This is a genomic window from Lyngbya sp. PCC 8106, from assembly GCF_000169095.1.
GTDB lineage: Bacteria > Cyanobacteriota > Cyanobacteriia > Cyanobacteriales > Microcoleaceae > Capilliphycus.
In genome coordinates this window covers 15,208-29,116 of sequence record NZ_AAVU01000012.1, presented here as the reverse complement: position 1 = coordinate 29,116, position 13,909 = coordinate 15,208, and the positions used below count along the sequence as shown (strand labels likewise).

The 13,909-nt window shown below is 40.3% G+C and carries 12 protein-coding genes and 1 pseudogene; 9 read left to right on the top strand and 4 right to left on the bottom strand.

From position 1 onward, the window contains the following. Nucleotides 1–93: 93 nt before the first annotated feature. Nucleotides 94–1,377, bottom strand: a complete 1,284-nt coding sequence (locus L8106_RS10065; protein WP_009784167.1) for a valine--pyruvate transaminase — start codon at nucleotides 1,375–1,377, stop codon at nucleotides 94–96. 164 nt (nucleotides 1,378–1,541) lie between these two features. Here L8106_RS10065 and L8106_RS10060 point away from each other — a divergent pair, with 164 nt between their 5' ends. From L8106_RS10060 to L8106_RS10050, 3 genes are all read left to right on the top strand, one after another. After that, nucleotides 1,542–2,375: a Tab2/Atab2 family RNA-binding protein gene (locus tag L8106_RS10060; RefSeq protein WP_009784166.1), complete on the top strand. Its 834-nt coding sequence runs from the start codon at nucleotides 1,542–1,544 to the stop codon at nucleotides 2,373–2,375. Between the two features lie 17 nt (nucleotides 2,376–2,392). After that, nucleotides 2,393–3,265, top strand: coding sequence for a hypothetical protein (locus L8106_RS10055; RefSeq protein ID WP_009784165.1), 873 nt, complete (start codon nucleotides 2,393–2,395; stop codon nucleotides 3,263–3,265). Between the two features lie 86 nt (nucleotides 3,266–3,351). Further along, the gene (locus tag L8106_RS10050; RefSeq protein ID WP_039895955.1) at nucleotides 3,352–3,786 is read left to right on the top strand and encodes a DUF29 family protein; all 435 of its coding nucleotides are present in this window, start codon (nucleotides 3,352–3,354) and stop codon (nucleotides 3,784–3,786) included. Between the two features lie 258 nt (nucleotides 3,787–4,044). On the opposite strand, the gene L8106_RS10045 is transcribed toward L8106_RS10050, so the two are convergent. Continuing rightward, nucleotides 4,045–5,136 (bottom strand): transglutaminase domain-containing protein, encoded by a 1,092-nt coding sequence (locus L8106_RS10045; RefSeq protein ID WP_050779101.1) that lies wholly within the window; start codon nucleotides 5,134–5,136, stop codon nucleotides 4,045–4,047. 608 nt (nucleotides 5,137–5,744) lie between these two features. Here L8106_RS10045 and rbfA point away from each other — a divergent pair. From rbfA to modB, 5 genes are all read left to right on the top strand, one after another. After that, nucleotides 5,745–6,173 carry a 30S ribosome-binding factor RbfA gene (gene rbfA, locus L8106_RS10040; protein ID WP_009784162.1) on the top strand — a complete coding sequence of 143 codons (429 nt, stop codon included), beginning with the start codon at nucleotides 5,745–5,747 and terminating at the stop codon, nucleotides 6,171–6,173. Further along, entirely contained in the window at nucleotides 6,170–7,777 is a 1,608-nt protein-coding gene (locus L8106_RS10035) for a glycoside hydrolase family 3 N-terminal domain-containing protein (RefSeq protein WP_009784161.1), read from the top strand. Before rbfA ends, L8106_RS10035 begins: the two co-directional genes overlap by 4 nt. A gap of 385 nt (nucleotides 7,778–8,162) precedes the next feature. After that, nucleotides 8,163–8,387: a DUF4327 family protein gene (locus L8106_RS10030; protein ID WP_009784160.1), complete on the top strand. Its 225-nt coding sequence runs from the start codon at nucleotides 8,163–8,165 to the stop codon at nucleotides 8,385–8,387. Nucleotides 8,388–9,130: 743 nt separating this feature from the next. After that, nucleotides 9,131–9,943, top strand: a complete 813-nt coding sequence (gene modA, locus L8106_RS10025; RefSeq protein ID WP_009784159.1) for a molybdate ABC transporter substrate-binding protein — start codon at nucleotides 9,131–9,133, stop codon at nucleotides 9,941–9,943. Nucleotides 9,944–10,079: 136 nt separating this feature from the next. Continuing rightward, entirely contained in the window at nucleotides 10,080–11,978 is a 1,899-nt protein-coding gene (gene modB / locus L8106_RS10020; RefSeq protein ID WP_009784158.1) for a molybdate ABC transporter permease subunit, read from the top strand. 23 nt (nucleotides 11,979–12,001) lie between these two features. Here the strand turns inward: modB and L8106_RS10015 are convergent. Continuing rightward, nucleotides 12,002–12,274, bottom strand: a pseudogene (locus L8106_RS10015) (DinB family protein); the annotation flags it as partial. 239 nt (nucleotides 12,275–12,513) lie between these two features. Between L8106_RS10015 and L8106_RS10010 the strand changes: the two are divergent. After that, nucleotides 12,514–12,732 (top strand): hypothetical protein, encoded by a 219-nt coding sequence (locus L8106_RS10010; protein ID WP_009784156.1) that lies wholly within the window; start codon nucleotides 12,514–12,516, stop codon nucleotides 12,730–12,732. On the opposite strand, the gene L8106_RS10005 is transcribed toward L8106_RS10010, so the two are convergent. Further along, nucleotides 12,729–13,211 carry a pentapeptide repeat-containing protein gene (locus L8106_RS10005; protein ID WP_009784155.1) on the bottom strand — a complete coding sequence of 161 codons (483 nt, stop codon included), beginning with the start codon at nucleotides 13,209–13,211 and terminating at the stop codon, nucleotides 12,729–12,731. The genes L8106_RS10010 and L8106_RS10005 overlap by 4 nt on opposite strands. Between the last annotated feature and the right edge of the window lie 698 nt (nucleotides 13,212–13,909).

Sequence of the window (13,909 nt, the reverse complement as noted above, 5' to 3'; positions counted from 1 at the left end):
AATCTTCCCGAAGCTTATTTTTCTCAGCTTATGCAAACAGGGGTACAGCATTAGCGCTTTACCCCCTGAAGTTAGATCAAATGCGACACAGCTTTAGACATTTGCCATCACACCCTGATAGACTCGTTGTGTAACCTGTGCCAAGCGTTCCATTGCTTCAACAATTTCCTCATCACTGGCGGTGAGACTCATGCGGATACATTGCTGCTTATGAGGCCAATCTTCCGACAGCCCTGGAAAGAAAGAACTTCCCGGTACACAAATCACACCCACTTGCTTCAATTCTTGATAAAACTCCCAATCAGAAATCGGTAAATCTTCAAACCACACCCAAGCAAAAATCGCCCCTTCTCCCCGATGCAAATACCAAGGTAAATCTTTCGGCATGACCCGATCCAAAGTTGACTCTAAAACGGTAAACTTATTTTGGTAGTAGGGTCGAATCACCTCAACCGAAATATCCGCTAACATTCCCGAACCAATTGCCCTCGCTGCGATCGCCTGTCCGTATCGAGAAGAATGAATACAAGTATTCGTCTGAAACGCTTGCAGGACTTGAATAATTTCTTCATCTCCAATCGCCACCCCTAACCGTTCTCCGGGGAGTCCTGCTTTTGATAAGCTAATACAGTGAACAATATTCCCCCCAAAGACAGGTTCCATCTCCGTAAAATTCAACGCCGGGAATGGGGGGGCGTAAGCTGAATCAATAAAAACAGGTATATTGTAAGCAGCAGCCATGGCGGCAATTTTTTTGACTTCCTCTTGAGTCAACACATTTCCCGTCGGGTTGCAAGGACGAGAAAAAATAATCGCACCCATCGTTTCATCAACCGCAAACCGATCAAAATCTGGATGATATTTAAACCGATGCGTCTCAGGAAAAGTCTCTAATGTTGGTTGATAAGCAACCACCGCTTCAGGATAAAGGCTAACGCTGCCATATCCGGTATAATCAGGACTCAGAGGTAAAACCACCTTTTTGAGTGTTCCATCCTCTGCGTAGCCTCCAAAGGCATTTGCTGCAAAAAAGTAGATTGATTGACTTCCCGGCGTGATCAAAATATTGCGATCGCTGAGATTGAGTCCATAACGTGAGTTAAAATCTTCTACAATCACATCGATAAACGGTTGATAGCCTTGACTCGAACCGTAACGACAGATCACCTCACCATATTCGGGACAGGAAAGAAGTTGATCGGTACAATCTCGCCACAATTGTTCGACTTCTGGCAAAATTACCGGATTACCCGCACTTAAATTAATAAACTCTTTTCCTTGACCCGATCTCAGGGTTTCGATAATATCTTTCATAATAGCTCGCACCCCACTCAGATGGGACATACGATTGCCAAATTTAGATAAAGCCAGATCCATAGCGCAGCAAACGTACTCGATTGACATTGAATTCATCTTAACCACAGTCGGCCAAGATGGGGAAGTCTAGCAGATAAAATATAGATTTTTTCACGAATACTGAGATTGATGATAGCTTGGATCTCAACAGAAACAGCAATCATCGGTTCAATTTCCCTTTCCCCATGTTGATTTGGCAAGCTGACTTTTATCGTCGTCCTCTCCAAGATACCACCGGACAACCTCTCTGGGAGTTGTTGATCTGTGATCAGAGTCGCAATATTGAATATCTCGCCTTTTGTCCCCAGAGTCATGCGAATTCAACCTGGTTGACTCAGCAGTTGCAGCAAGCGACCCAAACCGAGAAACCGGATTTGATTTGGGTTTTTCGTCCTCAGTCTCTAAGTTTAATCCAAACTGCCGCAACAGCGTTAGGAATTCGGGTGGAACCCAACCGTCGAACCGTTACCCTCAAACAGTGGTTACAGCAACGCAGCCAAGATTATCCCCAACTCGCAGGTTATACAAACGAACCCTACAAACCCGTAGAACTTGATAAACCGCCTCCTGTTCCCATTCCCGAGAATTTATGGGGGGATGTTTGGCGGTTCGCAACTTTACCCGCAGGAGACATTGTAGATGGGTTTCGCGATCGCCCCATTCCGATTTTAGAAATGCCGGATTTTTTGTATCCGATTAATTTAGGATTACCTTCAACCCTTCCAGTTCCCGGTATTGTAATTAATGGCGGGCGTCAGTCGATGCAATTGTCGCGTTGGTTGGCTGAAAAGAAACCCGTTTCTTTACATTATATTCCCGGTTCTCCCGATGGTTTAATTTTAGAAGCGGGATTAGTTGATCGTTGGGTATTGGCAACCTTTGAAGATGCGGAAGTTACCGAAGCCGCGAAGATGTTTACCGAACGAAAACAGTTAACCAAAGGGTTACATTTTTTGTTAGTTCAACCGGATGATTCGGGGATAACTTATACCGGGTTTTGGTTGTTAAGACCGGAGTAAAATCAAAATTTAACTTTATGAAAGAATTAACTTGGGAAAAAATTCTCGTCTCACAACAACAAGATTTTATCGCTCGTTTTAAATATTATGTTCAAGAATTCTGGCTAGAATCATCAGGTTATCCTCGTGTTAGCGAGCAATATTTATTAAGTAAAGTGATATTTTCAGATCCAAGTTATCATAATAATTATTATAAGTATCATAATAATTATTATGATGTTTGTTGTGAATTAATTCAGATAGACTTGATTTGTTCTTTTTATTGGGAAGATAAAGACTGCGAAATTTGTTTTCAAGAATACATCCATCGGTTTTGCCTGGAAATGAGTTGGAAATATTATCAAGAAGATGAGAATGACTGGTATTGTGGAGAAAGTGAAGATTTTGAGACTAATTATCAAGCGGATCAATATATGAACCATTACATAGGCAAACTCGGAGAAGAAGCTGTTAACCTCTATTTAGGAGGATTAATCACAGGAGTTGACTATAAACGATACCCACATGGAGATGGAGGAGTTTACTTGAACTTAAAAAAAGACAAAAATATTGGTATACAGGTTAAAACTCATGCCTTGTTTCGGATTGATACTCAAACAAAGGTTTATGATGATCTTGATGATGAAGAAGTGTTTTTAAGTTTTTTTTATAACATCAGTACATCTATACAAGAAGTTAAATGGCGAGTTACACAAGATGAGTTAAAGAAAAATAAAGTGTGTATTTTTGTACTATTGTTGAGTTTTGTTGAAGGAGAGCGGACAAGTTCTCAACCTGAACTTTTGATGGCGGGTTGGAAACCTACTCAGATGATTAATAATCCCAACTGTATTCGGATGGAAGATTTATTTTATATGGGTGGAATTCGTAGCTACTTAGAATCTCTATGAAACAAGTATTAAACCTAACAGGTTCAAAGGAATTTAGAGAAGTTCTCAATGCTAAAATCAAATTATCCTTGATTAATTTTCAGATAATGGAAGAAATTCTAGAATTAAAACAATTGCTACTGAAAGGCGACATCAAAGGATCATTAACCCTAGTTGACGAGTTAGAGGAAATGGGTCGCAAAGATATTATTAACAATATTCGTAGTTATGCCATCATTTTGCTACTCCATTTAATTAAACAACAAGCCGAAAATCGCACCACTCGTTCCTGGGATGTTTCCATTCGCAACTCCGCTTTAGAAATTCAAGATTTAAACGAACGTCCCAAATCAAAAGGAGTTTATTTGAAGACAGAAGAATTGTATCAAATCTTAGAAAAAGCCTATCCCCAAGCTATTAACAAAGCTTCTCTAGAAGTGGAAGAAGGACGCTATGATTATCGAGAATTAGAACAAAAGGTTAATCGAGTCGAAATTTTGAATCAAGCGATAAATTTAATTAATACAGATGAAGTGAAATAAGGATAGATTCTTAAAGGTCTTTCGCCTCGCAGGAGAGGGATTTAGGGAGAGGTTATTCTAAAAAGTGATCACATCTACTCTATTTAATCAAAAACTTCATTGTTGATAATTTTGTTATTTTATTATAATTAGATATTTACGTTCAAGTTGATATTGAAACTCCCGAATAAAAAAATGAGATGGGCTAGGATAATTTAACCCATCGTTAACTCAGTTATTTTGATGTTTATTTAGACTCAAAATAACATAAACTTTTGTCTATGTTGTGAACCGAAATCCCCCTAAATATTTATAGGTTCCATACTCATCTCGACTGCTAAAAAGCCGAACTTCATGGTTTCCTGAACCCGGTAAAGAACAACTAATATTAGAGGTTTGACGAGTGGGAGGACTACAAAGAAATGTTTGTCTGCTTCCTTGGGGAACAACTTCCGCCATCATCCAACGATTTTTAGAGTTTTCTACCTGAATAGCAACTTTATTTTGAACACGAATATTTGAACGTTTGGGTGCTATTAACCGGAACCCTTCAGCAAAAAAGTCGGGTTGTAATGCAGGCTGTCGAATAAACTCAGGACGAGATAAAGGACGAGGTAATAATTGCCACGCGGGGTCAGTGGGAAAATGAGTCATTGACATCACATCAGGCGGTGCAAGTAAATAGTTGGTTCGGTACTGTTTTATATACTCCGAACCGTTTAAATATCCGGTATCCCAAGTCGCATCTACCAAATACCATTTACCATTAATTTTAACTCCATTCCAGGCATGACCTTCACCACTTAAACCCCCAGTCAGATCTCGATAATCTCCAGTAATATAAGCGACTTCTATACCAGCTACTTCTCCTAATGCTTGCATTAATCTAGCATATCCTGAACAGACTGCTTTACCTGTTCTAAAAACGGTTTGGGCGTCTTGAGGTGGATAATATTTGCGTTTATAAGCAGCCATATCATATTCAACCCTTGTCACAACATAATCATGCAAGGCTTTAACGACTAAAAAAGGATCAGATTCTCGTTGTGTAATATATTGGGCGACTGCTGCTATACTGGTTTCTGCGGCGAGGGGCATTCGAGTCACCAGAGGATGAATATTTGTTCCTTCCCAGGGCCAGTTTTTTTGAGCTTGAAATGTGGGGGTTTGTCGTTGTAAGCTATCTGGAAAGCGAGAATAACCTGCAAAGGCTTTGAAACTGGTTAGAGGACTGAGTACCGCAAAACAGGTGAGAAGTGCTAAACTAATCGCAAAGATTTTTTTCTGTGTTCGTCGGATTTTGATTGACTTGAACAACCCTAAAATTTTAATAGGACTGGAAAAGACAACTTGATGATTGAGATTATTCATATTATTTTTTGAGGATAATATCAGCTTGATTCCAATAATGAACAGGCAGAAAAAACTTACCCCAACTAGCACCTGATATTGGGAAAGTGCGAGTAATTTAATTGACATGATAAACTCACTCAGAATTCAACTTGAGCGTATTTTGTGGTCTGACTTGGAGTTGTTCTAATTAATCTTTGACAAACTCTCTTGTAAATTTAATTTCGATCTATTTTTGAGTATCTCCGGCAAATTTGAGAATTAAATTAATTTTTTTTATTTGATGAATTCTATTTTGAGAGGGTTGATCTAATACTTCAGCTTAGAGTTATGCCTCTTAAAGTCTCTGTATTTTAGACCAATCTTTTCAAGGGGTATTCAATTCGGATCTAAAACCCCTTCCGAAAAGTTAGTCATTTTGAACAGCAGAAAAGCACAATTAATGAGATTTCAATAAATTTCTGATCAACAATTTTTGAAAAGTTGGGACTGATAAATAACGGATAAAATTGCCTGTTAAGCGATCTGACTCCGTAGAGTGACAAAAGAGTTCCCCAGATTGAGAAGTTGAGAAACAGGGGAAGACCTCACGCTACACTGGTAGGAGTCTAGCTTAGGTGAAGATTGTCATGCCTACAGATCGTCGCGTTTCCCGGGTTGCTGCGTTGATTAAACGGGAGGTGAGTCAAATATTATTGCAAGAAGTGAAAGATGATCGAGTTGGAAGTGGTATGGTGAGCATCACAGATGTGAATGTTGCAGGTGATCTTCAACACGTTAAAATCTTTGTGAGCATTTACGGTACCGAAGAAGCTCGAAAAGAAACGATGGAAGGTTTACGAGCGGCGACAGGCTATATCCGCTCCTCTCTGGGTCAACGAGTCCGTTTACGTCGAACTCCAGAAGTTTTGTTTTTAGAAGATCGTTCGTTGGAGCGAGGTGATAAAATGTTGTCGCTGCTGAATCACATTTCTGAAAACAGCAAACCAGATGAAGATCCTCTTCCTCTGGAGGATTCTTCAGAGCAATACATTTCTGATAATTCACAACCGGAATGAATCTCTCGCTAGCAGAACAAGTCGCCCAGATGGTCGTGGTTCGAGCCTCTGGTTATCTTTTTGACCATCAAATTCGCTATCGGGCTTGGGAACCTCCCGCCGCACAGTTAAAACATTGGTTACAAGACTTAGGGGTAGGCGGGGTTCTCCTCGTTGATGGTAGCGCTGTGGAAATAGCTGTTCGGACTCAACAACTCCAAGCTTGGGCGAAGTTCCCGTTGCTGCTAGCCGCAGATATTGAAGAAGGGGTGGGTCAACGCTTTGCAGGAGCAACTTGGTTTCCCCCCCCGATGGCGCTCGGTTCGTTGGCAAGTTCCCAACCTCAGCAGGCTGTAGAAGCGGCGAAACAGATGGGGAACATCACCGCTTTAGAAGCGCAGGCGATTGGTTTAAACTGGATCTTGGCTCCGGTTGTAGATGTCAATAATAATCCAGACAACCCGGTGATTAATGTACGTTCGTTTGGGGAGACTCCAGCTACAGTCAGTCGGTTGGCGAGCGCTTTTATTCGGGGTTGTCAATCTTATCCGGTTCTGACGACAGCCAAACATTTTCCGGGTCATGGTGACACGGCGATTGATTCTCATTTAGAATTACCGACAATTCCTCATTCTGCTCAACGACTCAATGAACTAGAGTTGATCCCGTTTCGAGAAGCGATTTCTACGGGGGTTGATGCGGTGATGAGCGCTCATCTGTTGATTGCGGCTTGGGATAACCAACGACCTGCGACTTTATCTCGTTCGATTTTAACGGGTCAGTTGCGTCAGAAGCTCGGATTTAACGGGTTGATTGTGACGGATGCTTTGGTTATGGGTGCGATCGCCAACCAGTATAGCCCAGAAGAAGCCCCGGTGTTGGCAGTTGAGGCCGGAGCTGATATTATACTCATGCCTGTTGATCCAGAGGTGGCTATTCGCTCGGTTTGCGATGCGGTGGTTTCGGGTCGAATTTCCCCTGAGCGGATACGATCTTCGGTTCAACGAATATGTTCGGCTAAGGCGAAAGTTTATCCGGGTTGGAATGCACAACATCCGGGTCTATTTCCGTCTGAAATTGAAAAACACACTTTTCGGGATTTGAGTCAAAGGTTATCGAGTGCGGTGGCTCAAGCAACGGTTTCGACTGTTTTGCAGGAAACGCTGAAGATGGGGGGAACTATCCCCGTCAAACAACCTTCACAGACCGAAACCCCTCAACTGCGAAATGTGGTGATTGTCGATGATCTGTTAAACTGTGGTTTCTTAGGAAATCATACTCCGGCGATCGCACTTCCGGCTGAATGGGGTTATCAACTACAATTAATTGATTCAAAAAATCAACCTTTTCAGGAATCCCTCAACTCAGAGACGAGTTTAACGCTACTTCAGATTTTTCTTCGAGGAAATCCTTTTCGGGGGAGTGCGGGTTTAACTGAGGTTGCAGAGATTATGCTTAAGAATTTATTAAAAATGAGTCAATTGCAAGCCTTAGTGATTTACGGTAGTCCTTATGCTTTAGAACGATTTCGATCTGAAATTCCATCGCATTTGCCCTATATTTTCTCTTTTGGTCAAATGCCATCGGCTCAGGTGATTGCCTTAAAAACTTTATTCGGAATGTAAAGCTCTGTACAGTTGTAGAGTTGCAAGTTATGTAAGAATGGAGAGGCGATCGCCTGCGGACTTAAGGTTGATCTCATCAAGAAATTACAGTTTTATTATCCATCCGTATTTGGCATAGCATATTTCAGCTTGCCAGGAGATTTGTTTTTTTTATGAATCAACATCGGTTGAACTTGAGCAATGAACGAGGGACTTAAGTCCCCTAACCCCGTCCTAGTCAGCTTTTGATGCTGATATCATGACATTTTAATCGGTTAATGGAAAGATTAGGGCAGAATTGTATTCACTTATACTGAAAAAAACACTTCCCTAAATGCAATTTTTCCATTATGATTAGATACTGATGCCATAAACCACCCAAGGCAACCCCAAGAGGGAAAATCTTATGACTTACACCACTGTTCAATACTCACTCAACTTGATCAAAGACGAGGCCCGCGAACTCGTCAGTAAAGGTACTGTTAGTCGTCAACAGCCTATTTATACGCTTTGCCAATATATTCCGGCTCGGGAATGGGCAGGTGTAGAATGCGAGTTAGAAGCTTGCAATTTCCTGCTACGAGATCGAATTGGCGATTTGATCGGTTCCGAGAAGTGGGACAACGATTAAGTTTCCAAGCTGGCAACTGAGTTAAATGGTAAGTGTACCTAGCATAACTCTATAGAGTTCACTGTAATGTAATCGAGTTAACAATTGTCAAAAATTGGGCAAGATGTTGTTGTTATCGGTTACATGACTCAGCTCATTGATTTTAGTGACCCCAAATAGACGAAAACAGTTCATCAGAAACTACATCAGCCTTACATCTAGGAAAATCCTAGATTTTTCAGTTGAAACGAATTCATCCGCTTTAAGACTCCCCTAAGTTCATTTGGGGGAGTTTTTGGACGGAGACAGCATTTTGCGATCGCAGGTAAAAAAGCCGCTATCTATTTTTAACCCGATGAGCCTTTCCCCAAGGGAACTATTCGCGACTCCCCTAATCTGAAACGCAATTTAGGCACTATTGAGTATATTGGCAGGGCGTCACGTCTGTCAAGAGAGTGACCTGAATCTACTCCCCATAAAGACATACACGACACAAAGGTAGCAAATTTTGTCATCTGGGTGTCTTTTTTTTGTGACTCTCCTGAGATCATTGAGGGGGAAGACAGATGTTGACTTTCGCGGACTCGTTGCTAAGATTGCGAACTTTTTTTGACGCACTTTGCGCTTCTGATTAATAGCTAACAAAATATTTATATTCTGTATTGGGAACTACACAAACAAAAAAAGAATTCACTTAATGTGGTAAGTATTTTGTACATACGTCAAAAAAACTAGCAAACTGATTCTCCAGAAAGAACCCACTTATGAATCGTCGTCGTATCCTGAACCTGGCTTGTGGCTTTGTCCTTTCTTTCGTTCTAGCGGTTGGCTGTAGCCAAACCAATCAACAAACCAATACAACTCCGGTGAGTTCGACAGAACAAACCGAATTAATCGTTTCCGCCGCCGCCAGTCTCACCGATGCAATCAACGCCATTCAACCCATTTATGAACAAGAAAACCCAGCAGTAAAACTGACTTATAATTTGGCTTCTTCCGGTTCTCTCCAACAACAAATCGAACAAGGCGCCCCGGTTGATGTGTTTATTTCTGCTGCTCCCAAACAGATGAACGCGCTAGAAGAAAAAGAGCTGTTACTCTCGGGAACTCGCCAAAATTTACTCAAAAATGAAATGGTTTTAATTGTTCCCAAAGCAGAAAACCAAGTCAAAAGCTTTGAAGACTTAACAACCGATTCAGTGGAAAAAATAGCAGTCGGTGAACCCGAAAGTGTTCCGGCGGGAAAATATGCTCAAGAAGTCTTAACTTCCCTCAATTTACTGGAAACTGTACAACCCAAAGAAGTTTATGCCAAAAATGTACGTCAAGTTTTAACTTATGTTGAAAGTGGAAATGTTGATGCGGGAATTGTGTATAGTTCCGATGCCAAAATCTCGGACAAAGTTAAAATTGTGGCAACTGCACCCGCAGAGTCTCATTCTCCAATTATTTATCCGGTTGCCGTCATTCAAAGCAGTAAAAACCCGGAAGTTGCAAAAGATTTTATTCAATTTCTCGACCGTGAACAGTCAAAAGCGGTGTTTGAACAATATGGATTTGGAATTGTAGAACCCTAAATATTGTTGAGAACAGAGTCAATTAACACAGCCAATTATGTATTCAAACGCTACAGTTTTTAATTGGCAAATGAGTTAAGATTTTCCAGTCAAAAAACAAGATCAAAAATAGTTTTTACACCCGATAAATAGATTAATGTTTGAAGAAGTATTTTCCGATCTCTCTCCCGCTTTTATTTCCTTTAGAGCCGCGATTATTGCCACCATTATCACTTTCTTTTTAGGAACAATTTCAGCCCGTTTGATGTTCAGTTATCACGGCAAAGGCAAAGGATTAATTGATGGAATTTTAACTGCTCCTCTGGTTTTACCGCCAACCGTTGTCGGTTTTCTTCTGTTAGTTTTATTTGGTAGATACGGCCCTTTAGGAAAACTGCTATCAACGGTTAATTTCTCGGTAATTTTTACGTGGTATGCAACCGTTATTGCCGCAATAGTCGTCGCCTTTCCCCTAATGTATAAAACGGCTTTAGGTGCTTTCAAACAAATTGATAGGAGTCTATTAGCTTGTGCGAGAACTTTAGGTGCTTCTGAATGGACAATTTTTTGGCGAGTTATGCTTCCTCTGGCTAAACCCGGATTATTCTCAGGAACAATGCTAGCTTTTGCTCGTTCTTTGGGTGAATTTGGGGCAACTTTAATGTTAGCAGGAAGTATTCCCGGACGTACTCAAACCATCCCGGTTGCGATCTTTTTTGCGGCTGAAGGTGGAAGAATGGATGTAGCTTTTGCCTGGGTTATTGTGATTTTAGTGATTTCTTTAGGCATTATTACGGCGGTGAATTGGTCAGAAGAAGCAAGTTCTCGGAAAAATAAAAATGGGAGAAAATCTCAGAATTCTTCTTTAGATTTAGAATATCATTTCTTTCCTATTTCTGAGACAATTTGCCAACCCGAATTGATTGTTAATATTCAAAAAGAACTACAAAATTTTGTTTTAGATGTGTCGTTTAGTACCTCCGAACAACCGTTAGGATTATTGGGCGGTTCAGGTGCGGGAAAAAGCTTTGTTTTGCGATGTGTGGCGGGTTTGGAAACGCCTGATCGGGGTCAAATCATCCTCAATGGACGGGTACTTTATGACTCTGAACGGGGGATTAATTTACCTAGTTGTCAGCGAAATATCGGCTATTTATTCCAAAATTATGCTCTATTTCCTCACTTAACTATTGCTGAAAATATTGCCTTTGGTTTGCCGAAGGGGTTGTCATCTTCAATGATTAAACAACAAGTTGAACGACAGCTTATTTCAGTTCAGTTAGGTGGAATGGGTGATCGCTATCCTCGTGAACTTTCAGGGGGTCAACAGCAACGGGTGGCGTTAGCGAGGGCGTTAGCCAGTAAACCGGAAGCGTTATTACTTGATGAACCACTTTCGGCGCTAGATACTCATCTACGTGATCAAGTCGAAAAACTGATTATTTCCACCCTTAAGGAACACAACGGAGTCACATTATTTGTCACTCATAACCTAGAAGAAGCTTATCGCGTTTGTGAAAATTTGTTAGTTATTGATCAGGGTAAAATTATCACTCAAGGACGCAAACAAGATATTTTTGAACATCCTTCTGTTTTCAGAGTTGCACAATTAACTGGATGTAAGAATTTCTCTCCGGCGATCGCTTTTAATCAAAATCAAAATCAAGTTGATGCGATTGACTGGGGATGTATTTTACAAACCGCAGAACCGATTCCAGAAACTCTTTCTCATGTCGGATTTCGCGCCCATCAATTTACCTTTCCTGAAACCAATAATCACCCGAATACTTTCCCTTGTTGGTTGGCAATGACCAGTGAAACTCAACACCGAATGACGCTTTATCTCAAACTACATCGACCTTCAAATAGTCCTGATGATTATCATTTACAAGCCGAAGTTTTTAAAGAAAAATGGGCGAAATTGAGAGATCGTCCCTTTCCTTGGTTTGTTCATCTTGCACCTGAAAGATTAATTCTTCTTCAGCCCAATAATCAACACATTTCTCGCCTTGAAACTCAATATCAAAATACGACAGTCGAGGGAATCAAGAGTTGAGATCAAATCAAAAAAATATAGAATTAATTGGATTTTTCAACCGGATCGGGTCGTAAAATACGGTGCATATCCAGACTGGGTGGTTTAACCGAGGTTTGAGTGAGTTGATCATGGACTTGTCCTCGGTGATGAGTTTGGTGGTTAAAAAAATGAGTTATTAAAAGTTCGACGGAATCAACGTGAAGATTTCCCGCACTATTGCGATATTGAATTGTTTGTGTGAGAAAATTCTGATCTAAATTTGCAAAAAAAGCCTTAATTTTTTCATTTTCTGCTTCTCGAACTTGACGCAATTCTAAGAAGTCTTCTTTTTAGAAAATTATTATAACATATAGCGGATCAATTTATCAGAAAGTTTTAATCTCTGTTGGGTGTGACCCATCTAACACCTTACCCCTGTTTTAGATCACGGGTTTCTACTGCTAGAAATCACTGATTTCAGCCTAGAAAATCACGGCTATAAACCCTGTATCGTCACGGGTTATACTGAATAAATAAATTAGAATACATACATAGAGAGTAGGTTTTCAGTCCTATGCAACCTCCTGTTCAACTCCTTCAATCTGCACTTGGCGATTTGTTTGCAGAAGTCAATGCGACAGGTTGCTTGACTCTGGCAGATCGTTATGGCTTGATGGCTGCGATTTTAGATGATTCACTCACCGAAGAAGAAAGACGCTGTATTGATAGACTATTACGAGCCATCTATCGAGGTCGAATCAAAGTGGTAGATGAACTATCTACAATACACTAGCAAGGCCCTTTTGTGCCATCCGGCATTGTTGCCCCACAAAAATTTGTTCCATCTAATTTTGCATCATTGAGATTAGCATTTTCTAGATTAGCGTCATTAAATATTGCTTCCTCCAAAAAAGCTCGATACAAATCTGCCCAAGTTAGATTAGCTGCGCTTAAATTTGCTTTTCTCAATGTCGTGCTGTGTAACTTCGCATCTCGCAAATCTGCCCCAGTCAGATCCGCTTCGATTAAATTTGCTGAACTGAGATCAGCGCCTTTTAATTTCGCGCCTCTCAGAATCGTTTTTTGTAAATTCGCGCCTAACAAATCCGCCCCCGTTAGTTCAGCTTCACTGAGATCGGCTTCACTGAGATCGCACTGTTGACAACGTTTGGTGTCGAGTAGGCGTCTCATATCGGCTTGAAGTTCCGCACTTGCAGGGATGCTTAATCCGGTTAATACCAATAAACTAATCAAAACCTGAACTGATTTCATTTTGAGTTCTCCTGTGAGATTATGGGGGAAATGATAATGATTCTGTTGATTCGTCCGACGATCAAATCATGGGGCGTGACGGGTTAGGATCATGTATGAGTGATCCTACTTGGGAATTTTAAATGAAAAATTGCCGATCGCTGTGGTTTTTGTGGATAAATTTGAAATTCTGACTGTTCTCTAATTTTTATTCTCCCGAAACCGACAAGAGATATTGACGAAATCAAGCTCAAATTTGCTCCCGATTCACTCAATCTATTTTTTGATTTTGTTGCTCTAATTTTTTTGACGAAACAGCTTGACCTAAAAATCAGACTTAAGATTGACTATTTTTGAGTAAAATACTGATTAGATTATCATAGAAGTTTTGGATAAAACTATCTTAAGACAGATTATGATCGAAAAAATAATTAAATTATGTCTGGAGATAGAATCAGTTGGTGGGAAATAAATGCAATTATATAGCTTGTGTTCATTAGATAAATATTGCTTGATATCTATTGATAATCAAGATATTTGTCTATCTGTTATAATCTTAATAAAAGTATAAAGAGGTTGCCTGGAAATCAATGCTATGATATTTTTTGAGAGAATCAGTCTTTTACAATAAACAAATAAATAGAGTATTCCGGATTAGTAAACCATCCTTGAGATGGGGTACTAAATATTATTTTTTGAGATTATATCCCATTAAGTCA